Source organism: Peribacillus sp. N1 (assembly GCF_054600815.1).
This window is the reverse complement of the sequence record NZ_BAAHZO010000003.1, coordinates 439,796-459,807: the sequence shown is the minus strand read 5'-3', so window position 1 is coordinate 459,807 and position 20,012 is coordinate 439,796. Positions and strand designations below refer to the sequence as shown.

Genomic DNA, 20,012 nt, shown 5'->3' with positions numbered 1-20,012 from the left:
TATGGAATGGACAATGTTGCTTTTAGCTGGTGGGAAATCAAGCCGTATGGGCGTGAATAAGGCCCTGTTGACCATAGGCGGCATTGTGAACATTTCAAGAGTGGCATCCGAATTGAAAAAGGTGTCAGAAAACATTATGGTCATTACGAATACAGTTGAAGAATATCGTTTTCTGCAGCTGCCGCTAATTCCGGATTTACATAAAGATCTAGGACCTCTTGGCGGATTGCATGCAGGGTTGACCTCATCGGAAACGGAGCTTCAGTTCCTTGCAGCCTGTGATATGCCGTTTGTGAGTGCAGATGCCATAAAGGATATCATTTCCCATTATGAACCTGAATTCGATGCAGTCATTCCAGAAATAAATGGCAGGCTCCAGCCGCTTTTTGCTGTTTACCATAAAAGGTGTCTTCCTGTACTGACGGACTGTTTATTAAAACATGAATTGAAAATGAGACTATTTTTGGAAAAAATTTCGGTGAAAATCATGAAAGAAACCGAATTTAAGTTATATCGCGAGAATCCTGAACATTTTCACTACCTTTTTTTCAATATGAATACGATGGAAGATTATCAAGAGGCAGGTTATATTGATCGAACTGAATTATATATAAAGGATGGTAGACATGAATTATAATATTTCAAAAGAGCCGATTGTCATCCAGGAAGTGATTGATAAAGTAGTCAGTCGAAATGCGGGTGCCGTCACGACCTTTATTGGTACGGTGAGGGAAATGACGAAAGGAAAAAAGACTCTCTTCCTAATATACGAAGCGTATGAACCGATGGCCATCAAGAAATTGGAGCAAATCGGATCAGAGATCAAGGAGCGTTGGCCTGATGCAGAAGCGGCTATCACCCATCGTGTAGGTAAACTTGAAATCACGGATATCGCAGTGGTTATTGCCGTTAGTACGCCACATCGGAATGATGCATATGAGGCAAACAGGTATGCGATTGAAAGAATTAAAGAAATCGTCCCGATTTGGAAAAAGGAACACTGGGAAGATGGGGAGACATGGGTCGGAAACCAGTTGGAAACCGTTCCATATCCAACGGGGAAACCTGAAGAGGAGGATATTGATGATTAATGTACTTTTATTTGCCCAATTGAAAGATGAGCTAGGTAAAGAGACTGTTACTATAGAAGGAAATGGAATGAGTGTAGCCCAGCTAAAAGGAAAAATGAAGGTGGATTTTCAATTGGAAGGTCTTGAAACCGTGATGACAGCGGTCAATGAAGAATTTGCCGATGATGACACAATTCTATCTGATGGAGATACTGTAGCTTTCATTCCGCCAGTAAGTGGAGGCTAAAGCATTTGGAAGGGAGGGCTCACGGTGAAAGAGCGATTTTCAAGGCAGACTTTATTCGCCCCCATTGGTGAAGGGGGCCAATTGAAAATTATGAAGAAGCATGTATTGCTTCTTGGTGCAGGGGCTTTGGGATCTGCTAATGCCGAGGCCCTTACTCGTGCAGGAGTAGGGAAGCTTACCATTGTCGACAGGGATTATGTCGAGACCAGTAATTTACAGCGCCAACAAATGTATACGGAACGGGATGTCGAGGAGAAACTGCCAAAGGCAGAAGCGGCAAAGCGTCATTTATTTGATATCAATCATGAAGTTGAAGTGAATGCCATCATCATGGACGCAACAGCCCAGAACCTCGAGCAGCTGCTTGGTGATGTTGATTTGATCATGGATGCAACCGATAATTTTGAGACACGGATGATAATTAATGATTTATCACAAAAGCTTCATATACCATGGATTTATGGGGCATGTGTGGGGAGTGTGGGGATGACTTTGACGATCCTTCCCGGACAGACACCATGTTTGCACTGTTTGCTGAAAGCGATCCCCATTCAAGGTATGACCTGTGACACAGGAGGAATCATATCACCAGCAGTAACGATGGTAGTGGCACACCAAACTGCCGAAGCTTTGAAAATCCTTGTAGAAGATTGGGAATCTGTACGGCCTGCACTTGTTTCTTTTGATCTGTGGAGAAATCAATACCAAACCGTTAAATTGACAAAAGCGAAAAAGAAAGATTGTCTCTCATGCGGGGAGCAGAGGACATATCCCTTTTTAACAATGGAGAATGCAACGAAAACGGCTGTTCTTTGCGGGAGGGATACTGTACAGGTAAGACCGCCAAAACCTTTGAAACTGCAACTCGAGAAATTAGCCAAGGATCTGGACGGCAGCGGCTATTTGGTGAAATTCAATCCATTTCTTCTCTCTTGTGAAAAAGCTGGGGAGCGTATCGTCATTTTCAAGGATGGACGGGCGTTGATACACGGTACGAAGGACATGGTCCATGCAAAGGCCACGTACCAAAGCATCCTGGGATAATGATTATAAAAAACGAGGCCACAGGTTTTGGGGCCTCGTTTTTTATGAATTCATATAGGGTTTTAGTGTGTAACCCCGTCTTTATTGTCTTGTTTGGAAGCGACGATGACTACTTTTCCTTCGTCAAGAACTTCCTCGTAACGTTCTGCCTCCATATCACTAAGGCCAAGGTTGCTCATTCGATTACGAAGTTCATCTCCGCGTGATTTAAAGAGATTTCCGACGGTATCAAGGAAACCTTGTTCCTTCATGCCTACACCTTCTGTATTTGTATTCTCGGTAAGGTGTTTTGAACGGGTTTTATCATGGGCAAACAAATATACATCGTCTTTCGTATAACCTGATGTAACTAATTCATCGATTTTTTCCTTTGCTTGTAAACCGTTTTCTACTACATGTACTTGATACATATAAACTCCTCCTTGAATTTCAGTGAGATTCTCTTGAAAATAGGTAAATGGAATCTTGCTTATTACAGTTGCTGATTGGCTATAGTAGTATATAACCTTGTTTGGGCACTGATAAACATTTTTATCGAAGAATATTTAGTAAGTGGTGAAGCGGAATACCTTTTGAATGCGGTAGGTCAGGTATTTGAAGACAGGCAGTTTCTTTTGGTATTCACTGTAATCCACCGTGTAGGTTCCGTCTTGATTTGTCCAAAGTCTTTGAAAATAGCTATCGACATCCTTGGAAACGCCGGCATCATTTGGAGCATGGATTTCAACATTCGCTTCAAGATTATAGTCATCTAGATTGCGGGAGGTATAATTAGCCGATCCTCCCAGGATAACCGTTTCATTAGCCTTTTGGATCATCATCAGCTTTGTATGGAACTGTTCTTTATCTGTTTTGTACCAGCGGATCGAGATGTTTTCATCGCCCAATTTTTCAAATTCGGCGGCAACCGGAAGATTGGGAAGCCCGATTTTTTCACTTCCGAATGCGTTTTGATTCGGATCCAATATCATTTCAATCTTCACACCCCGTTTAGCTGCATCCGTTAATGCCTCGACAACCTCGCGATCGGCAATGTAGAACATGGCAAGATGGATCTTGTCCCCCTTTTTTGCATCCTTAATTGCCTTAAGGACATGTTTATTGATTTTTCCTTCCGTTAGCAGTTGTACCGATATCGGTCCTTTATCTGCCGATGTCCCTTTGAACTCAGGAAATGACTTTGGTCCTCCCGAGAATTTCGAAGCGGCTTCTTCTGCGTTAACAAAATCGCCGATGATATTCCCTTCCATCTGGAACGCAATATTGGAATGGAATCCACTTGCGTCATGAGGATTGGCAGATGAGATAATGGCCGTTTTTTCAGTAGCGACCACTTTTCTGTGATTGGCTTTGATATTCATCAATCTAAGATAAGAACGTAAGGTGACCTTTGGTGCGCTTTTAGCCATTGGATTCACAATCCAGCCTTTCCCGCTTTCACCGAACCATTGGAAAAATGTCCGATACACACCTGAATAGAGAGGATTCGGATCCCGGAGGCGGTCTAAGTTGGTAACAATGACATCAATTCCATTTTTCTTCATCGTTTCCAATGCCTCTAACTGGTAGGCATTATAGGAAGTATTCACTTCATCAGTAATGAATATAACCTGGAGGTCCGGTTTCTTTTTCTTCTGTTCAACCAGATTATCCTTCAGAGTCTCGGTTAACTTCGGGAAGTTTATCTTTTCATCATAAAAAGCATTAAACAAAAACATATCGATTACGATATAAGAATCAGCCTCTTGTATGGCTTGATTTATGGTTTGGAAAATTCGCTGCTCATGTTGCAGATTCCCTTGTTCATCGTGATAGGAAAGGTCATAGATGAAATCGATATCCTCGACATGATGAACCTTCCCTTCATAGGAAATACCATCGGGGAGAGGTTTGTAGCTGTTATAGACGATTACGATTACAATGACAATCAAAATGCTAACAAGGAGATAAAATCGTTTTCTTTTGTACCATTTTTTCATAGGGAATCCTCCAACATGGTAAAATTGCTTGCTAACTTTCTACTTTCCCACTTTTGGGGTATATAGAAACATAAATCGTAATCTATGGAAAAGGCAAGGCGATTAAGTTTGATATAATATAGTTTCAAAAAGTGGAAAGGGGCTGTGGCAGATGGAAAAGCAGTTATTGACAAATGATTGGTGGCCTCTATTGAAAGAGGAATTCAAAAAAGAATATTACCAGGAGCTAAGGGAATTTATAAAGCAAGAGTACAGCCAGCAAGTCATTCATCCTGATCAGGACGATATTTTCAATGCGTTTCACTATACTCCTTATGAAGACGTAAAGGTTGTCATCCTTGGACAGGACCCTTACCATGGCCCTGGTCAAGCGCATGGCCTTAGTTTTTCAGTTAAGCCGGAAGTTCGCATCCCACCCTCTTTAAGAAATATCTTTAAAGAGTTAAACACCGATCTAGGCTATGAGGTTCCGGATAATGGTTACCTTGTTGAATGGGCAAAACGGGGAGTGCTTCTATTGAATACCGTCTTGACTGTGCGTGAGGGGGAGGCGCACTCACACCGCGGAAAAGGATGGGAAATCTTTACGAATCAAGTTATTCGCCTATTGAATGACCGTCCGAAACCGGTTGTATTCATCCTGTGGGGAAAACCTGCTCAAACCAAAATCCCTTTGATTGATGAAACCCGCCATAAAATCATTAAGTCCGTACATCCAAGTCCGCTGTCGGCTTCCCGTGGTTTCTTTGGCACAAAACCTTTTTCCAAAACAAATCAATTGCTGTTGGAAATGGGGGAATCCCCAATTGATTGGAAAATCACGAACCGATGATATGGGCAGGAAAACGAAACGGGTGAATTGTATGGCGTGCAGTCATTTCTATATAACTTGGGATCCCAGTTTTCCAAAGGGCTGCCGTGCTTTTCAATTCAAAACATCAAACCAGCCTTCTCTTGATGTCTTTCATTCCTCAGGACAGCCATGCTTGAAATTTCAAGCCAAGCCAATGAAAAGGTAGGAAATATGCAAGGTGTTTTCTTCTCTGATTTTTGCTATGCTAGTTATGATAGTTTTGACCTGTATATAGACGAGGTGGTAAAGTTGGATATTTCATCAAGACAAATGTTAGATAAAATCGAAGAGCTTGTTTTAAAAGCGAAACAGGCAAATTCAGAGGATAAGGTGCAGGGGTATGTAATCGCCATTAAGTCCCTTTGTGAAGTAATGGTGGATGAAAAAGCAGCGAACATCAGCATGCCGAAGCCAATCACATTGACCCAGCCCGTTATGTCGGCTACACCGAATGTAGAACCGGTTAAAATGGATGAGGCCAATGGGGAGTCCTTGTTCGATTTTTAAATTAGGGAAGGGGAGCGAAATAATTGAAACTGTTCATCATTTTAGGTGCATTGAATGGGTTTATTGCTGTGGCACTAGGTGCATTCGGTGCACACGGGCTGGAAGGGAAAATTCCTGATAAATATTTAGAAACCTGGCAAACCGCTGTTCAATATCAAATGTTCCATGCGGTTGGTTTATTGGTAATCGGAATATTGGCTGGGAAGATTTCAAGTCCGCTGATCAACTGGTCCGGCTGGCTTATGCTAATAGGAATTATCCTGTTTTCCGGAAGCCTATTCGTTCTAAGCGTTACGCAAATCAAAGTCCTAGGGGCCATCACACCGCTTGGCGGGGTTTCATTCTTGGTTGCTTGGGTCTTAATGATCATTGCTGCATATAAATACTTGTAATGAAGGTAGCTGACCTTCTGGGTCAGCTCTTTTTGGGAAAAAGTCATTCCAATATAAGAAGAGCCTCAGAATCAAATAGATTCTGAGGCTCTTCTATATAGGATTTTTTTACCTTGGCGAATAGGTGGTAAGCCCAGTGCCTCCAAATGGATATTCATATTCGATTTCTTCATCAAACGTTATATAATCTAAGTATACCATCGGGATTAAGTATCGTTTTCCCGTTTGAGGATCGCTTATGATTAAGTGATCGCGTCCCGCAGCCTCGATGATTCCTTTGAAGATCTTGGCATTCCATTCCTTGTTGTTTTCAAACGTTGTATAAACAGTGGCCAATTTCCCTTTATTCAAACGCAAGATGTTCTCGATGTACGACTGTTCGACCGGAAGCATGCCAGGTATCTGTGGTCCGGAAGGGGGTTGACCCATCGTCATCGGCACTTGTTGTGGCGTGCCTGCCATAGTGGGCTGTTGTGGCTGGTATGATGGCTGTTGGTATCCTTGCTGTTGGTAACCTTGTTGCTGGTTAGGATTCTGCTGCCTTAGTTCAGGCTCATTATTCTCATAGGGGTAATAAGGGCTTCCTCCGTACGGATAATTACCATAAGGATTATTTTGTGACATTGCATTCCCTCCTAAATTCAAGGTTTAGTTGATGCTGTGGAATTTGGACAATCCGAGAGAGTGGACTGGAAGAAACAGTGCGATTTATAGCGACCGGTAGTATTGTATATGTTTATTGGACAATCCCCGGGTGGCTTAAAAAACCACAATGAATGTTAAGCGATACATAACGGCTGCCGTTCATGATATAAGCCATATCCTCTTGTCGGCTAATTAATAGAAGTAACGTTCCTTCACCTCGCTGGAGTCAGGAATTGCCTTGATCAATTTTCCTGAAGCTGAATGGGACTGTGAAAAAATGAATTCATCACTATTGAAAATGTATGGGATATGGATTGAATTTATTCCAAAGCCGGGAAAAAATAAGGAGGGGACGCAAAAAAAGCCTCCGGAAACCGGAAGCTCTTCGTCTTATACGTATAGGAATGAAGGTACGTTTTCTTCCGGCAGGATATTGCCTACAAAGAAAGAACCAAATGCAGCGTAACGTGCACTCACTTCATCAAAACGCATTTCATAGATTAATTTTTTAAATTGAAGGACATCATCTGCGAATAGTGTTACGCCCCATTCATAATCGTCAAAACCGACAGAACCCGAAATGATTTGTTTCACTTTACCTGCATAACTGCGGCCAATCAAGCCGTGGGAACGCATTAAGCCTTTGCGCTCTTCCATGGAAAGCATATACCAGTTATCATCGCCATCACGACGCTTGTCCATTGGATAGAAGCATACATGTTTCGCTTTTGGAAGTATCGGATAAAGTCTGGAACGGACATGAGGGTTCTGGTATGGATCCTCATCATCTCCGCCAGCTAAGTAATTGCTTAATTCCACGACGGAAACGTATGAATAAGCGGGAATTGTATATTCGGCAAGCTTCGTTTTGTTGAATTCGTTTTCAATTGCATTCAATTCTTCCATGGTTGGGCGGGCAAACATAAGCATGAAGTCCGCTTTCTGACCAACGATTGAATATAGGGCATGGCTGCCTTCATTGTCGCTTTGTGTCATATTCCATTTATCCAGTAAACCTTGGAACTCTGAGATGGCCAATTGGCGTTCGTCACTTGATAACGTTTTCCAAGAAGACCAGTCAATTAGACGGAAATCATGTAAACAATACCAGCCGTCCAGTGTTTGTGCTGCTTCACTCATTACGATCACTCCTAAGTCTTATTATAACTTTAATATAACATAGTTTCAGTATAAGGAAATTTATATCAACCCGCAAACACCATCACTGTTTTCGGCGTTCTGCAAATTTCAGATTTGCGGATTGGGAGGGACCGAAGTGGCTGGAATTTACCTGGCTCCTGGAGTATTCTTAAAAGAAGACGGCAATGGATTTTCATCGAATGGTTAAATATAAAAAAAATGGGGGAAACGTATCTAAAAAGGAGGAATAGCCAATGAGTGATTTATTTGAAATATTGGAATCGAAAATTATGGGGCATAATTTAAAGATCGTTTTTCCAGAAGGGTTGGATGAACGGATTTTGGGAGCGGCAGGCAGGCTTTCCAAAGCTAAACTGGTGACACCTGTATTGATTGGGGATATCGGGTTGATTCAAGAGAAGGCAAAAGATTTAAAGGTCTCCCTTGATGCAATCGAAATATATGATCCGAAGAATTATATCATGATGGATGAAATGGTAGAAGCATTCGTTAAGGTCCGTGATGGTAAAGCGACCGATGTACAAGCACGTGAAATCTTAATGGATGAGAACTATTTCGGAACCATGCTCGTCCAAATGAAACTGGCACATGGAATGGTCAGCGGCGCAACTCATTCGACTGCCGATACGGTTCGGCCCGCCCTAAGGATCATTAAAACAAAGCCAGGCGTCCAAAAAACATCGGGAGTATTCATCATGGTCCGGGATGAAGAAAAATATGTGTTCGCGGATTGTGCCATCAATATAAACCCCGATTCCCAGGACCTGGCTGAAATTGCTATAGAAAGTGCGAAGACTGCACTAATGTTCGACATCGAACCGCGTGTGGCGATGCTGAGCTTTTCGACGAAGGGATCCGCAACATCCCCCGAGACCTTAAAAGTGGTTGATGCTGTCGATTTGGCAAAAGAAATGGACCCTGAAATCATCCTTGATGGGGAATTTCAGTTTGACGCGGCCTTCGTTCCTTCGGTAGCAAGAAAAAAAGCACCGGATTCCCTTATTCAGGGGGATGCGAATGTTTTTATTTTTCCAAGTCTCGAAGCAGGGAACATCAGCTATAAGATGGTACAGCGCTTGGGCGGCTTCGAAGCGGTCGGTCCGATCCTTCAGGGCCTGAATCGTCCGGTGAATGACCTTTCGAGGGGATGCAGTGAAGAGGATGTATATAAACTGGCTGTCATTACAGCGGCACAGGGGTTTGTGGCGCAGTATCAATAGGCAGCTTGAGGATTAAATGTTAGAGGGAGATTCGTATGGGTGAAATAGATTCATTATTAATGCAGCAAGAGTGGAGGATTATTGATCAATCTTCCGTCGGACCTCAGTTTCCTGCTCTGGAGTCCTTTGCGATGGATGATACATTTTGTGCTTCCGTAGGGTCAGGTGAATCAGCGGCCGTAGCCAGAGCGTGGGTACACCACCGAACCATCGTCATGGGTATACAGGATACGAAGTTGCCTTTTCTTAAAAAGGGTTTGGATCATTTAGAAGAACATGGCTTTCAGGCCATCGTGAGGAATTCCGGAGGGCTGGCAGTCGTGCTGGATGAGGGTGTCCTTAATTTGTCGCTCATTTTTCCTGAAAACGAGCGGAAAATTGAAATCAATCGTGGATATGATGCGATGTGGGAGCTTGTCCAATTGATGTTTTCCGATTTCCCAGTCACGATGGAAGCAAGGGAAATCGTCGGTTCCTATTGTCCTGGAAGTTATGATTTAAGTATAAATGGGCAAAAATTTGCCGGTATTTCCCAACGTAGGATCCGCAATGGCGTAGCGGTGCAAATCTATTTGTGTGTCAATGGAAGCGGAGCTGAACGTGCCAGTCTCGTGAAGGGTTTTTATGATGCAGCTAAAGGAAATGCAGAAACCAAATTCGTTTATCCTGATATCGTCCCTTCGGTGATGGCGTCCCTAACTGAATTGTTGGGTGTGCAATTGAGTGTTCAGGACGTGATGCTCAGATTCCTGCATGTATTGAAGGAACATAGCGAAAGGATATTCTCTGACACTCTTTCCGTTCAGGAATGGCCGATGTATGAGGCATACTTGACAAGAGTGGTGGAACGCAATGATAAAGTATTTGATGCATTAAAGGATTAAAATGAACGAAGCCGTTCCATTAAGTCAGGAACGGCTTCGTTCATTTAATACGACTTTAGCATTCACTGAAACTGTAAAAGGACTGGATGATAGGCAGCGGCGTCCAGGGAGATATTATTCCTTCTTTCTTGAAACAATGAAAAAAAGAGCCTTATTGGCTCCCTTTTTCGGATAAACATGGGTGAAACGGCCTTTATCATGTGGTTGATCTATGTAACTTATCCCCACATTATCTTATTACTCGGCCATTTTTTCCAAATTGCCATTCCGGTCCATCTTGAATTTAGTTGCCGGACGTTCCTCTTCCTCTAACAATACCAGCTTTCTTGCTCGATTCATGATATTCATCAAAGTTTCATAATCTTCCTGCATCAAGCCGCTGTTTTGCTCTAGGTGGCTGATTTTATTCTCCAATTCTTCATTTCGCTTTTTCAGCCCTTTAATTTCAAGCTTCAATCTTTCATTTTCGGTTTTTAATACTTCGGCTTGGAGCATGCGGCCGTTCATAGATTCCAAATAGGCGATGACGGTATCAAGGCTCATGGCCGTTTCCAAGGTAACTGGTGTGTGCTGTGTCTTAGGAGCGAGGGCTTCTGCCACAACGAATTCCTCTGCTGCTTCATAATTGGTAATATCGACTTCGGATTTCAACTCTAGTTCCTCTTCTTGTACATGGGGAACCATTATGTCGGAAATCGTTGGGGACGGCGGTGTATAAAGAAGTCGTTTTTTTCCTCCTTGATCTTTTCCAAGGATCCTTTGTCGCTGCTTACGCTGTTTCTTGGCAAGGGAAAGCGCTTTATCATAATTATGCCGGACAACTGCATTCCAGCGGAATCCGCATGCTGCAGAGGTGCGATTCAACTTATCTCCTACCTCTTCAAAAGCATTGAGCTGAGTGCTGCCTTCCCGCACATGGCGCAATACCGTTTCTGCCAAAAGCAAATCATCTTCTTCTGTCCAGGCGTCTTGACGAACCTTCATTTCTACATACTCCCTTTCTGGTAATTTTTTAAATAAATAACTATATAAAATATCGTGTGGCAGTGATTTATGGAGTGTTCTACTAGCATTTTGGACAAAATATGGATTTTTTATACAAAAAGGTTAAAAGGATACTAGTTTTTTGATTATTTACATGCTTTTCACATCATCCAGCCCTCTTGATATTCATAAGTAGAAACGGTAAAATACCCTTTAGTCGTATAAATGGATGAAAAATAGTTTGTCATGGAAAGGATGGTGACCGGAGGATGTCCAATGAATTCAGAGTGTGCGATGACTGCTTGGCGGTAAACATTAAAACGTTGATCCCGCGTCTTGAAAAGCTTGATCCCGACGCGAAAATTGAAGTGGGCTGTCAATCCTATTGCGGTCCTGGCAGAAAGAAGTCTTTTGCCTTTGTAAATAACCGTCCAGTTGCTGCACCGACAGAAGACGAGTTACTAGATAAAATCAATAAAAAACTAAAGTAGGATCCATGATATATAGTTAGAGTGGATTGTTTGCTTATGATAAATGAAACAAGTAATCATCACCCAGATTCGACACACTGCGGTGATTTTTTATTTCTTTAATTTCAAGACAAAATCGGACTGAAACTTCCGTTTTCTTACAAAATGACCCCTCTTACTAGCAAGGTGGAAGTTAGGGTTTTTTGTCAAAACACGCTATAATGAGTGCATCGAGATTACGAAAAAGAGGGTAGTTCATGGAATATTCCGGTGAAAAATTACAAGAAGAAAAAGTATTCAAGGACCCGGTGCACCGATATATACATGTTCGCGACCGGGTTATATGGGATTTAATAGGGACGAAGGAATTTCAGCGTCTTCGAAGGATCAAACAGCTGGGAACGACTTATTTAACCTTTCATGGTGCGGAACATAGTCGGCTTAGCCATTCGCTTGGAGTATACGAGATTGTTCGGAGAATCGTGGATGATGTTTTCGAGGGCAGACCCGAATGGAAACCTGAGGAACGGTTACTATCCTTGTGCGCAGCACTTCTGCATGATTTGGGTCATGGTCCTTTCTCTCATTCTTTTGAAAAAGTGTTTGACCTGGATCATGAGCAATTCACGAGGCAGATAATCCTCGGCGATACGGAAGTTAATAGGATCCTCCTTAGGGTTGGACGTGATTTTCCTAAGAAAGTGGCAGAAGTCATAGCGAAAACCTATAAAGGCAAATTAGTAGTCAGCCTGATTTCAAGTCAGATCGATGCTGATAGAATGGACTATTTACAGCGTGATGCTTACTTCACTGGCGTGAGTTATGGACATTTCGATATGGAAAGGCTTTTGCGTGTAATGAGGCCAAGGGAAGAACATGCCGTCATAAAACAAAGCGGGATGCATGCGGTTGAGGATTATATCATGAGCCGATACCAAATGTATTGGCAGGTTTATTTCCATCCAGTTACGAGAAGTGCGGAGGTCATACTTACCAAGATTCTACATAGAGCGAAACATTTATATGAATCCGGTTATGAGTTTGCACAAGAACCACACCATTTTTATTCATTGTTCAGGGGAGAAGTGACTTTAACTGACTACTTGAAAATGGATGAATCGGTGATGCTCTATTATTTCGAAGCATGGGAAGACGAAAACGATGCGATTTTAAAAGATTTATGCACTCGCTTCGTTAACCGTAAACTATTTAAATATGTGGAATTCCATCCATCGAACAGTCAAATGAACAGGTTGATGGAGTTAAGGACGCTATTCAAGAAGGCGGGCATTGATCCGGATTATTATCTCGTCGTCGATTCTTCATCAGATCTGCCGTATGATTTTTACCGGCCAGGTGAGGAAGAGGAGAGATTGCCGATTCACTTGCTGAAAAATAATGGCGAAATTCGTGAATTATCGCGTGAATCCGAAATTGTCGATGCAATTTCAGGGAAAAGAAGAACGGATCATAAGTTGTATTACCCAGCGGATTTATTGCGTGATGAATCTACGAAGAAAAATATAAAAAAACAGATTCGTAAGCTTTTGGAGCTATCGGATTAAAGTGGTACATTTTTGGTGAGGAGTGACGAGCCTTGTTTAAGGATCATGCAAACATTATCAATGCAATTTCTACTGCCGGTGAAATCTCGGGTCGGAAAAAATTACAAAAGATCGTTTATATCGCGAAGAAGCTGTCCTTCCCATTTCATGAAAAGTTTCAGTTTCACTTTTACGGACCATATTCGGAGGAGTTGACCTTACGGATTGAAGAGCTCTGCGAAATGGGCTACTTGAATGAAGTAAGGGAAAAAAAAGCAGGCTATTATCAATATTGTTATTCGATAACGGATGCAGGCCGGGATTTCCTATCCATCCAGGAAGTGGAGATGCCTGCTCTTGAGGCATGCTTACAGGATATGAACGAACAGAATGCCAGGTTTTTGGAGCTGGTTTCAACGGTATTATACTTCGACACGCTTGAAAAAGAGGAAGTCACCGAGAAAATTTTCACGCTGAAAAGCAAACAAAAATATACGCTTGAAGAAATTGATGAGGCATATGAATATATTGAGCAGCTAAAAACAAAAGCTAAGCCGAATTGATGGCTTAGCTTTTCCCCATTATGTAAAACTTATAAATCGCTTTTACGGACACCGGCTACTGCTAAATGATTTTTTGACATTTCTTCAATGAAAATCGTCACGGCTTCAGCTGGTGCTCCAGTTGTTTCCGTAACGGCTGCAGTCACCTTTTCGACTAAAGCCTTTTTTTGTTCGTCTGTACGGCCTTCAAGCATTTTGACTGTTACATATGGCATCTATTTTTCCCCCCTTCCTATCTTATCTTGTAGTGTTTCACAATGGAAAAAGAATTGCAAGACACGGAAGTCAGAGTTTTTTCACTTCTTGAACTTTTGATGTATACTAACGGTATTAAACAATGGGGGAGAAGCTATCGATGCAATTCTTGGAGCAAATAGAACGGTTTTTGGTTTATCCTTTGGAAAAGCTTCCATATGTCATTGTGTCACTGTTAATCGCATTTACGGTTCATGAATTTTCCCATGCCTATGTAGCCTATAAGTTCGGTGACCCGACTGCAAAGAATGAAGGAAGAGTCACATTGAATCCGATTTCGCATTTGGATCCAATCGGAACTCTGTTGATATTGATAGCCGGATTTGGTTGGGCGAGACCCGTACCGGTTAATCGTTTTCATTTCAAGAATCCAAAATTGGCAGGGGTGCTCGTCTCTTTTGCCGGTCCGTTCAGTAATTTGCTTGTTGCAATTTTGGGGTACTTGATTTTTTATGGGTTGCTGGCGGCAGGCGTTGGACCTGATTTACCGTTCTTCGTTCAGCCATTCTTCGAGGTGCTCATCAACTTGAATATCCTTTTGTTTGTATTTAATCTGTTACCGCTGCCGCCGCTCGATGGTTATAGGATCGTACAGGATCTTGTTTCAGCTGACTTGCGGGCAAAAATGACCCAGTATGAACAATATGGCTCACTGATTTTTTTGATTCTGATCATCACACCGCTGAGCAAGTATACAATTGGCCCGATTTTGAACAATGTTGTACCATTGGTAGGCGACGTCCTGAGTCGGTTCTTTACACTTTTGCTTTTTTAAACGATAGGAAATGACAAACCATTAAGGGGGATATAAGCATGGATGAACAACCAAAGAAAAAGGTAGGCTTCAATATTATAAAAAACGACCCAACAGAAGGTCATGGCGGATATGGAGCAGGGGTATTAACGCTCGATAATATTTCCCCGGTCATCATCGATGTGGATGCAGGTGAAGCAGAGGTCGATATCGGCGCGATGCATGCAAGAAGTGCAGTGGAAAAAGGGATCAAGTTTTTAAAGACTAAAGAGGAGGTCCCGAATGCCAAACCTTACTGGCTTGTTTGGGTGACCATTGAAGCCACTCAAAATGGCCCGCACTATGCAGGTGTGACAGCATGTGAAATGATGGTTGACAGGTCAATTAGACGCGGTTACAAATCGCTCCCGGAGCATGTTAACCGGATGGATAAATCGCTAAAGCGAAAAATCATCGTCGAGGACATGGACGATAAATCAAAGCTTGTGCTTGCAGACTTCCTGAAAAATCATGATGCAGGAATGTGGGAGCGTTCTTCAGATCTGCTGAAGGAGTCATTGACGGTTTGAAACTCGATTAATGGGTGAAATGTTAAGTTTAGTGAAAAATGCACTTGTAGGAAAGCGATAAAATCAGTAAACTTAAAGACAGCAGTTTAGTCACTGTGGAACTAGGACAGAAAAACCCCCGAAGCCGATGCCGGCTTCGGGGGTTTTTCGTTATCCCCAAGGTTTTAAGACTTTTTTGTACCATGGGGCCTTTTTATGTTCTTCTTCTTTTGGGGCATGTTTCGGATTCTCGCCCTTAAAGTGCTCGGCACAGTATTCGATAGGTTCGGTCCCTTTAACATAATAAGTCAATCTTGATGCAGGACAGTCCTTTGTGGCCAATTTTCCGCTAACGGGGTTCACGTTTACCCCGATTACGTTTTTGGTTTCCTTAAACGATTTTGCCGGTTTTCCTTGCAGGCCCCTTTCCATATAGGAAGCCCAAATTTTCTTTGCATAGCCTTTTTCAGCAGGGATCTCGATTTTTTTACCTTGATCATATCCAGTCCATACCCCTGCTACAAGCTCCGGTGTGTAACCGATCATCCAGCTATCAGTCGGAGTGGAGCCTGATTTGCCGGCATATGGGCGGGACAGCTGGGAAGTGATGGTGCTGCCGGTCACTTTCGTATAGCCATTTAAGGTTTCATCGAAAACCCCTGTAAGCATCTGGGTCATGACAAATGCCTTATCCTCATCCAAAATCTGTTCCGGTTTATCATTTTCATCAAAAATCACTTCACCTTTTTGATTTTCAACCTTTTTGATAAACACGGGTTCAACCTTCTTGCCGCCGTTAGCCAGAATGCTGTATGCGTTCACCATTTCAATCGCCCTTACACCTGACGTACCGAGTGCCAGGGAAGGAACCGCATCCATCTTTGCCGTGATGCCGAAACGGTGCGCGGTATCGACCAATGTCTGTTCCCCAAGGAACAAGTGCGTTTTTACGGCGAAGATATTATCGGAAAGAGCAATGGCCTGAGCCATCGTGATTTCGCCCTCCGCATATTGATGGTTGTAATTATGCGGTGTGTAAGATGAGTGACCATCATCGAAAGAAAATGTAGTTGTCTCGCTTTTTAAGGTGGTGGACGGTGTGAAACCATTCTCCAGAGCTGAATAGTATAGCAAGGGCTTCATGGTTGAACCAGGCTGGCGAACGGCCTGTGTTGCCCGATTGAATGGCGACTCGGAGTAATCTTTCCCTCCGACCAGCGCACGGACCTCCCCGGTATCCGGATCCATTGCCACTATCGAGGCTTGAATGCCTGAAGACTTGGGTATGGTATTGGAAAGAACTTCTTCGGCAGCGTCCTGCTGGGTTTCGTCCAGTGTTGTATAGACCTTAAGCCCGCCAAGCTCGATCGTCCTGTCATCTAAATGAAGCTGAGTTTTTAAAGCCTGCTTGACGGCATCCTGGAAATAGGGAGCGGTCTTCTTGGTGACCGTTCCGTGTTCTCCCTTTAATGTAAGGGATGTTTGCAGCGCTTCCGTGATATCCTTTCCTGAAACATAGTTCTTGCTTTTCATGGCTTGCAGGACGATTCTCTGCCTTGATTTGGCTTTTTCAAAGTTATCCAATGGAGAATAGTTTGACGGCCCTTTTGGTATTCCGGCCAGCATGCTAGCTTCAGGAAGGGTCAAATCCTTGGCATCCTTGCCAAAGTAATATTGGCTTGCAGCTTGAGCTCCATAGGCACCATGGCCATAATAAATCGTATTTAAATAGCCTTCTAGAATTTCCTTTTTGGAGTAGTTCATTTCTAAACGTATCGTATAAAAGGCCTCATTAAATTTACGCGACCACGTTTTGTCATGCCCAAGAAACAGGTTCCTGGCATACTGCTGGGTAATGGTGCTCGCACCCTGGACTTTGGACATTGCCTTAATATCAGCAAGGATGGCTCCGCCGATCCGCTTTATATCAAATCCATTATGTGTGTAAAATTGACGGTCCTCAACGGCTACAGTCGCTTTGATGAGCTCTGGTGAAATCGACTCCATTCCGGCCCAATAACGTTTCTGGCCATTATCGGTTTCACCGATCACATTTCCATTATCGCTATAATAGAGAGTGGACTGCGGCACGACCAAAGGAGGCGGACCTAATATTTTTGCATAAATCAGTAAAGAGAGAAGCAATACAAAGAGTATTGTGAGCCCGATTGTGGCAAGGATAATGAAGGCCCGTACATATTTAGTTGTCCTTTTAAATCGTTCGCTTGGAATCAATTCCATTGCTTTCACCTCTCTTATCACGTAAGAATCTAGTATCTATTACTATTATGGAAAAAAAAGAAAATTTTAAACATAAGAACTGCATTTAAGAAATTTATCTTGCAATTCTGCTAGATTCGTCTATAATTTTTCTAGCTAATGACTATACCGATTTTGGGGAACCTATAAGGTGACTGACAATATGAAATGGAAAAGGAGCGTTAATAAATGAGCATTTGGTTTACTGAAAAACAAACAGAGAATTTTGGTATTACGATGAAAGTGAATCGTACTTTACATACGGAGCAAACTGAGTTTCAAAAGCTGGATATGATTGAAACGGAAGAGTGGGGCAATATGCTGTTGCTGGATGACATGGTAATGACTTCACAGCGTGATGAATTCGTGTACCATGAAATGGTAGCCCATGTTCCTTTATTTACCCATCCTAATCCAGAAAACGTTTTGGTTGTAGGAGGAGGGGACGGAGGAGTTATCCGTGAAATCCTAAAACACCCAAGCGTAAAAAAAGCTACATTGGTGGATATCGATGGGAAAGTTATCGAATACTCAAAGAAATTCCTGCCTGAAATCGCAGGCATGCTTGAAGATCCGCGTGTAGACGTACAAGTTGGGGATGGCTTCATGCACATCGCCAAAAGTGAAAATGAATATGACGTGATCATGGTTGACTCGACTGAACCAGTCGGACCTGCTGTCAATTTATTCACTAAAGGTTTTTATGCCGGGATTTCCAAGGCTTTGAAAGAAGACGGGATTTTTGTGGCACAATCCGACAATCCTTGGTTTAAAGCGGACTTAATTCGTGATGTACAACGTGATGTAAAAGAAATATTTCCAATCACCAGCTTGTATTTAGCGAATATCCCGACGTACCCAAGCGGCCTTTGGGCGTTCACGATCGGATCGAAAAAATATAATCCATTAGAAGTGACTGAAGATCGTTTCCATGAATTAGAAACGAAATATTATACAAAAGAACTTCATAAAGCAGCTTTCGTTCTGCCTAAATTCGTTCAAGATTTAGTGAAATAAGGGAGGCATGGACCATGAAATTCGATGAAGCCTATTCAGGCAATGTATTCATTAAAAGCCATCCTGTTTTTGAGGAATCGGAAGCTGTGCTATACGGCATGCCGATGGACTGGACGGTAAGCTTCCGTCCGGGTTCCCGCTTCGGCCCTACCCGAATTCGTGAAGTTTCGATTGGTTTGGAAGAGTACAGCCCGTATTTAGATCGTGAATTAGAAGAAGTTAAATTCTTTGATGCCGGGGATATACCATTACCATTCGGCAATCCGCAGCGCAGTATCGATATGATTGAAAAATATGTCGACAGCTTGTTGGATGCAGGTAAGTTCCCAATAGGTATGGGAGGGGAACATCTTGTAACATGGCCTGTCATCAAAGCCATGTTCAAAAAGTATCCCGATATGGCCATCATCCATATGGATGCCCATACAGATTTACGTGAGGATTATGAAGGAGAGCCGCTTTCCCATGCGTCCATCATCCGTAAATCCGCAGAACTTATCGGCCCGAAAAATGTATACTCTTTCGGCATTCGTTCCGGTTTGAAGGAAGAATTCCAATGGGCAAAAGAAAATGGCATGCACATCTCTAAATTTGAAGTTCTTGAACCTTTGAAAGAAGTACTGCCGCAGTTAGCTGGCCGTCCTGTATATGTGACGATCGACATCGATGTTCTTGATCCTGCGCACGCGCCGGGAACAGGCACCGTAGATTGTGGAGGCATCACCTCCAAAGAGCTTTTAGCTTCGATTCATGAGATAGCACGGTCTGAAATTAATGTAGTCGGCTGCGATTTAGTAGAAGTGGCACCGATTTATGATCCATCCGAGCAAACTGCGAACACTGCGAGCAAGCTGATTCGCGAAATGATTTTAGGTTGGGTTCAAAAAGGTTAATGGATGTAAGACCTGACTTGACTGTTCCTGTTTTTTGGCGGGAATGGTCTTTTTTTATCCATTCAGGAAAAGAATTTTACATCTGATGGACTCTATTTGAATAATTCCGCCCCGATGAGTCATTATTGTGTTAAATTCAAATGAATTGCAACAACATGATTTCGACAGTTTATCCTCACTTTTTTTGATTTACACTTTATTTTCCGCTCCAAGTTGAAACTTCCTTGAAGAATATTTATACTTATAAAGTTAAGAACGACATGATGAAGGAAGTGTAGCTTTGACTCTTCATGATATAGATAAGCAAGCGATTAAAGTGTCTTTACAGACAAAAATCAAGCACGGCTCAGAAACGGAAACGTATGAGCTGGTCACATTTGGTACAAAAATGTATAAAGGTGCAGATTTATATTTGCAATATAAAGAGGAAAATGAAGCCGGTCAAACACAAACGACCATCAAGCACAAACTGGATGAAACGATCCTGCTTAGAAATGGTGCCATTAAAATGAGGCAGCTTTTCCGCCTAAAGGAAGCGACAAATGGACATTACGAAAGTATATATGGCAGGTTAGGGTTACGGACGACAGCGAAGAAGATACATCATCAATGGGATGAGCAGACCAAACAAGGGAAACTCGTCCTTAAATATACGTTACATATGCAGGGAAGCGAACCCGGTCAATATGAGATGACGATTTCCTACAAGGAGGAAGCATAGCG

General features: G+C 42.6%; 24 protein-coding genes and 2 pseudogenes. 18 read left to right on the top strand and 8 right to left on the bottom strand.

The genetic code is table 11. The features are described from left to right. The first annotated feature begins 1 nt into the window (after position 1). The 4 genes from mobA to ACYP5M_RS15130 are packed head-to-tail and all read left to right on the top strand — an operon-like array spanning position 2 to position 2,361. The gene (mobA, locus tag ACYP5M_RS15145) at positions 2-637 is read left to right on the top strand and encodes a molybdenum cofactor guanylyltransferase (protein WP_459735202.1); all 636 of its coding nucleotides are present in this window, start codon (positions 2-4) and stop codon (positions 635-637) included. Next, entirely contained in the window at positions 627-1,091 is a 465-nt protein-coding gene (locus ACYP5M_RS15140) for a molybdenum cofactor biosynthesis protein MoaE (protein WP_427573370.1), read from the top strand. The genes mobA and ACYP5M_RS15140 overlap by 11 nt, the downstream gene beginning before the upstream one ends. Then, positions 1,084-1,317: a molybdopterin converting factor subunit 1 gene (gene moaD / locus ACYP5M_RS15135; RefSeq protein WP_101223877.1), complete on the top strand. Its 234-nt coding sequence runs from the start codon at positions 1,084-1,086 to the stop codon at positions 1,315-1,317. Before ACYP5M_RS15140 ends, moaD begins: the two co-directional genes overlap by 8 nt. 24 nt (positions 1,318-1,341) lie before the next feature. Continuing rightward, entirely contained in the window at positions 1,342-2,361 is a 1,020-nt protein-coding gene (locus ACYP5M_RS15130; protein ID WP_230176094.1) for a MoeB/ThiF family adenylyltransferase, read from the top strand. A 62-nt stretch (positions 2,362-2,423) separates the two neighbouring features. Here ACYP5M_RS15130 and ACYP5M_RS15125 read toward each other — a convergent pair whose 3' ends face one another. Then, positions 2,424-2,771, bottom strand: a complete 348-nt coding sequence (locus ACYP5M_RS15125; protein WP_053536921.1) for a YflT domain-containing protein — start codon at positions 2,769-2,771, stop codon at positions 2,424-2,426. A 135-nt stretch (positions 2,772-2,906) separates the two neighbouring features. After that, positions 2,907-4,340 (bottom strand): phospholipase D family protein, encoded by a 1,434-nt coding sequence (locus tag ACYP5M_RS15120; RefSeq protein ID WP_459735201.1) that lies wholly within the window; start codon positions 4,338-4,340, stop codon positions 2,907-2,909. Positions 4,341-4,491: 151 nt separating this feature from the next. On the opposite strand from ACYP5M_RS15120, the gene ACYP5M_RS15115 reads away from it, so the two are divergent. The 3 genes from ACYP5M_RS15115 to ACYP5M_RS15105 all read left to right on the top strand — a co-directional run bounded on the left by ACYP5M_RS15115 (position 4,492) and on the right by ACYP5M_RS15105 (position 6,092). Next, positions 4,492-5,172 (top strand): uracil-DNA glycosylase, encoded by a 681-nt coding sequence (locus ACYP5M_RS15115; RefSeq protein WP_459735200.1) that lies wholly within the window; start codon positions 4,492-4,494, stop codon positions 5,170-5,172. 270 nt (positions 5,173-5,442) lie between these two features. Next, positions 5,443-5,700: a YwdI family protein gene (locus ACYP5M_RS15110; protein ID WP_076368544.1), complete on the top strand. Its 258-nt coding sequence runs from the start codon at positions 5,443-5,445 to the stop codon at positions 5,698-5,700. A 23-nt stretch (positions 5,701-5,723) separates the two neighbouring features. Continuing rightward, entirely contained in the window at positions 5,724-6,092 is a 369-nt protein-coding gene (locus ACYP5M_RS15105) for a DUF423 domain-containing protein (protein WP_098370223.1), read from the top strand. Positions 6,093-6,200: 108 nt separating this feature from the next. Here ACYP5M_RS15105 and gerQ read toward each other — a convergent pair whose 3' ends face one another. Together gerQ and hemQ are read right to left on the bottom strand one after the other, a co-directional pair. Then, on the bottom strand, positions 6,201-6,716 hold the full coding sequence (gerQ, locus tag ACYP5M_RS15100; RefSeq protein ID WP_434168165.1) for a spore coat protein GerQ: 516 nt from the start codon (positions 6,714-6,716) through the stop codon (positions 6,201-6,203). Positions 6,717-7,127: 411 nt separating this feature from the next. Continuing rightward, the gene (gene hemQ, locus ACYP5M_RS15095) at positions 7,128-7,877 is read right to left on the bottom strand and encodes a hydrogen peroxide-dependent heme synthase (RefSeq protein ID WP_101223873.1); all 750 of its coding nucleotides are present in this window, start codon (positions 7,875-7,877) and stop codon (positions 7,128-7,130) included. A 254-nt stretch (positions 7,878-8,131) separates the two neighbouring features. On the opposite strand from hemQ, the gene pta reads away from it, so the two are divergent. Genes pta through ACYP5M_RS15080 form a run of 3 tightly spaced genes read left to right on the top strand, consistent with a single transcriptional unit; the run spans position 8,132 to position 10,177 of the window. Next, on the top strand, positions 8,132-9,118 hold the full coding sequence (gene pta, locus ACYP5M_RS15090; protein ID WP_434168164.1) for a phosphate acetyltransferase: 987 nt from the start codon (positions 8,132-8,134) through the stop codon (positions 9,116-9,118). A gap of 35 nt (positions 9,119-9,153) precedes the next feature. Next, complete coding sequence (locus ACYP5M_RS15085) at positions 9,154-10,002, top strand: lipoate--protein ligase family protein (RefSeq protein ID WP_101223871.1); 849 nt, start codon at positions 9,154-9,156, stop codon at positions 10,000-10,002. 1 nt (position 10,003) lies between these two features. Next, entirely contained in the window at positions 10,004-10,177 is a 174-nt protein-coding gene (locus ACYP5M_RS15080; RefSeq protein WP_434168163.1) for a hypothetical protein, read from the top strand. 62 nt (positions 10,178-10,239) lie between these two features. On the opposite strand, the pseudogene ACYP5M_RS15075 reads toward ACYP5M_RS15080, so the two are convergent. Further along, positions 10,240-10,539, bottom strand: a pseudogene (locus ACYP5M_RS15075) (hypothetical protein); the annotation flags it as partial. Positions 10,540-10,706: 167 nt separating this feature from the next. Continuing rightward, positions 10,707-10,986: pseudogene (locus ACYP5M_RS15070) on the bottom strand (RsfA family transcriptional regulator); the annotation flags it as partial. Between the two features lie 269 nt (positions 10,987-11,255). On the opposite strand from ACYP5M_RS15070, the gene ACYP5M_RS15065 reads away from it, so the two are divergent. From ACYP5M_RS15065 to ACYP5M_RS15055, 3 genes are all read left to right on the top strand, one after another. Beyond that, complete coding sequence (locus ACYP5M_RS15065; RefSeq protein ID WP_048683566.1) at positions 11,256-11,477, top strand: YuzB family protein; 222 nt, start codon at positions 11,256-11,258, stop codon at positions 11,475-11,477. Positions 11,478-11,713: 236 nt separating this feature from the next. Further along, positions 11,714-13,021 (top strand): HD domain-containing protein, encoded by a 1,308-nt coding sequence (locus ACYP5M_RS15060; protein ID WP_101223869.1) that lies wholly within the window; start codon positions 11,714-11,716, stop codon positions 13,019-13,021. A gap of 32 nt (positions 13,022-13,053) precedes the next feature. Next, complete coding sequence (locus ACYP5M_RS15055; RefSeq protein WP_098185024.1) at positions 13,054-13,563, top strand: YwgA family protein; 510 nt, start codon at positions 13,054-13,056, stop codon at positions 13,561-13,563. Between the two features lie 29 nt (positions 13,564-13,592). Here the strand turns inward: ACYP5M_RS15055 and ACYP5M_RS15050 are convergent, their stop codons facing one another. After that, positions 13,593-13,778: a 2-hydroxymuconate tautomerase gene (locus ACYP5M_RS15050; RefSeq protein WP_034315897.1), complete on the bottom strand. Its 186-nt coding sequence runs from the start codon at positions 13,776-13,778 to the stop codon at positions 13,593-13,595. A 140-nt stretch (positions 13,779-13,918) separates the two neighbouring features. Here ACYP5M_RS15050 and ACYP5M_RS15045 point away from each other — a divergent pair, with 140 nt between their 5' ends. Both ACYP5M_RS15045 and ACYP5M_RS15040 read left to right on the top strand, forming a co-directional pair. Further along, complete coding sequence (locus ACYP5M_RS15045; RefSeq protein ID WP_289314278.1) at positions 13,919-14,593, top strand: site-2 protease family protein; 675 nt, start codon at positions 13,919-13,921, stop codon at positions 14,591-14,593. A 38-nt stretch (positions 14,594-14,631) separates the two neighbouring features. Further along, the gene (locus ACYP5M_RS15040) at positions 14,632-15,141 is read left to right on the top strand and encodes a YwhD family protein (RefSeq protein WP_434168160.1); all 510 of its coding nucleotides are present in this window, start codon (positions 14,632-14,634) and stop codon (positions 15,139-15,141) included. Positions 15,142-15,291: 150 nt separating this feature from the next. Here the strand turns inward: ACYP5M_RS15040 and ACYP5M_RS15035 are convergent, their stop codons facing one another. Then, on the bottom strand, positions 15,292-17,361 hold the full coding sequence (locus ACYP5M_RS15035) for a transglycosylase domain-containing protein (protein WP_459735199.1): 2,070 nt from the start codon (positions 17,359-17,361) through the stop codon (positions 15,292-15,294). Positions 17,362-17,568: 207 nt separating this feature from the next. On the opposite strand from ACYP5M_RS15035, the gene speE reads away from it, so the two are divergent. From speE to ACYP5M_RS15020, 3 genes are all read left to right on the top strand, one after another. Next, complete coding sequence (speE, locus tag ACYP5M_RS15030) at positions 17,569-18,396, top strand: spermidine synthase (protein WP_101223866.1); 828 nt, start codon at positions 17,569-17,571, stop codon at positions 18,394-18,396. Between the two features lie 14 nt (positions 18,397-18,410). Continuing rightward, complete coding sequence (gene speB / locus ACYP5M_RS15025) at positions 18,411-19,289, top strand: agmatinase (protein ID WP_101223865.1); 879 nt, start codon at positions 18,411-18,413, stop codon at positions 19,287-19,289. A 280-nt stretch (positions 19,290-19,569) separates the two neighbouring features. After that, positions 19,570-20,010 carry a YwiB family protein gene (locus tag ACYP5M_RS15020; RefSeq protein ID WP_434168158.1) on the top strand — a complete coding sequence of 147 codons (441 nt, stop codon included), beginning with the start codon at positions 19,570-19,572 and terminating at the stop codon, positions 20,008-20,010. Positions 20,011-20,012 lie beyond the last annotated feature (2 nt).

What these genes read in the sequence shown, in the direction of transcription:
- gerQ (WP_434168165.1), bottom strand. Translation starts at nt 6,716, where the DNA reads ATGTCACAAAATAATCCTTATGGTAATTATCCGTACGGAGGAAGCCCT.
- hemQ (WP_101223873.1), bottom strand. Translation starts at nt 7,877, where the DNA reads ATGAGTGAAGCAGCACAAACACTGGACGGCTGGTATTGTTTACATGAT.
- ACYP5M_RS15065 (WP_048683566.1), top strand. Translation starts at nt 11,256, where the DNA reads ATGTCCAATGAATTCAGAGTGTGCGATGACTGCTTGGCGGTAAACATT.
- ACYP5M_RS15035 (WP_459735199.1), bottom strand. Translation starts at nt 17,361, where the DNA reads ATGGAATTGATTCCAAGCGAACGATTTAAAAGGACAACTAAATATGTA.
- pta (WP_434168164.1), top strand. Translation starts at nt 8,132, where the DNA reads ATGAGTGATTTATTTGAAATATTGGAATCGAAAATTATGGGGCATAAT.
- ACYP5M_RS15060 (WP_101223869.1), top strand. Translation starts at nt 11,714, where the DNA reads ATGGAATATTCCGGTGAAAAATTACAAGAAGAAAAAGTATTCAAGGAC.
- mobA (WP_459735202.1), top strand. Translation starts at nt 2, where the DNA reads ATGGAATGGACAATGTTGCTTTTAGCTGGTGGGAAATCAAGCCGTATG.
- ACYP5M_RS15040 (WP_434168160.1), top strand. Translation starts at nt 14,632, where the DNA reads ATGGATGAACAACCAAAGAAAAAGGTAGGCTTCAATATTATAAAAAAC.
- ACYP5M_RS15120 (WP_459735201.1), bottom strand. Translation starts at nt 4,340, where the DNA reads ATGAAAAAATGGTACAAAAGAAAACGATTTTATCTCCTTGTTAGCATT.
- ACYP5M_RS15115 (WP_459735200.1), top strand. Translation starts at nt 4,492, where the DNA reads ATGGAAAAGCAGTTATTGACAAATGATTGGTGGCCTCTATTGAAAGAG.
- speB (WP_101223865.1), top strand. Translation starts at nt 18,411, where the DNA reads ATGAAATTCGATGAAGCCTATTCAGGCAATGTATTCATTAAAAGCCAT.
- ACYP5M_RS15080 (WP_434168163.1), top strand. Translation starts at nt 10,004, where the DNA reads ATGAACGAAGCCGTTCCATTAAGTCAGGAACGGCTTCGTTCATTTAAT.
- moaD (WP_101223877.1), top strand. Translation starts at nt 1,084, where the DNA reads ATGATTAATGTACTTTTATTTGCCCAATTGAAAGATGAGCTAGGTAAA.
- ACYP5M_RS15045 (WP_289314278.1), top strand. Translation starts at nt 13,919, where the DNA reads ATGCAATTCTTGGAGCAAATAGAACGGTTTTTGGTTTATCCTTTGGAA.
- ACYP5M_RS15085 (WP_101223871.1), top strand. Translation starts at nt 9,154, where the DNA reads ATGGGTGAAATAGATTCATTATTAATGCAGCAAGAGTGGAGGATTATT.
- ACYP5M_RS15050 (WP_034315897.1), bottom strand. Translation starts at nt 13,778, where the DNA reads ATGCCATATGTAACAGTCAAAATGCTTGAAGGCCGTACAGACGAACAA.
- ACYP5M_RS15125 (WP_053536921.1), bottom strand. Translation starts at nt 2,771, where the DNA reads ATGTATCAAGTACATGTAGTAGAAAACGGTTTACAAGCAAAGGAAAAA.
- ACYP5M_RS15140 (WP_427573370.1), top strand. Translation starts at nt 627, where the DNA reads ATGAATTATAATATTTCAAAAGAGCCGATTGTCATCCAGGAAGTGATT.
- speE (WP_101223866.1), top strand. Translation starts at nt 17,569, where the DNA reads ATGAGCATTTGGTTTACTGAAAAACAAACAGAGAATTTTGGTATTACG.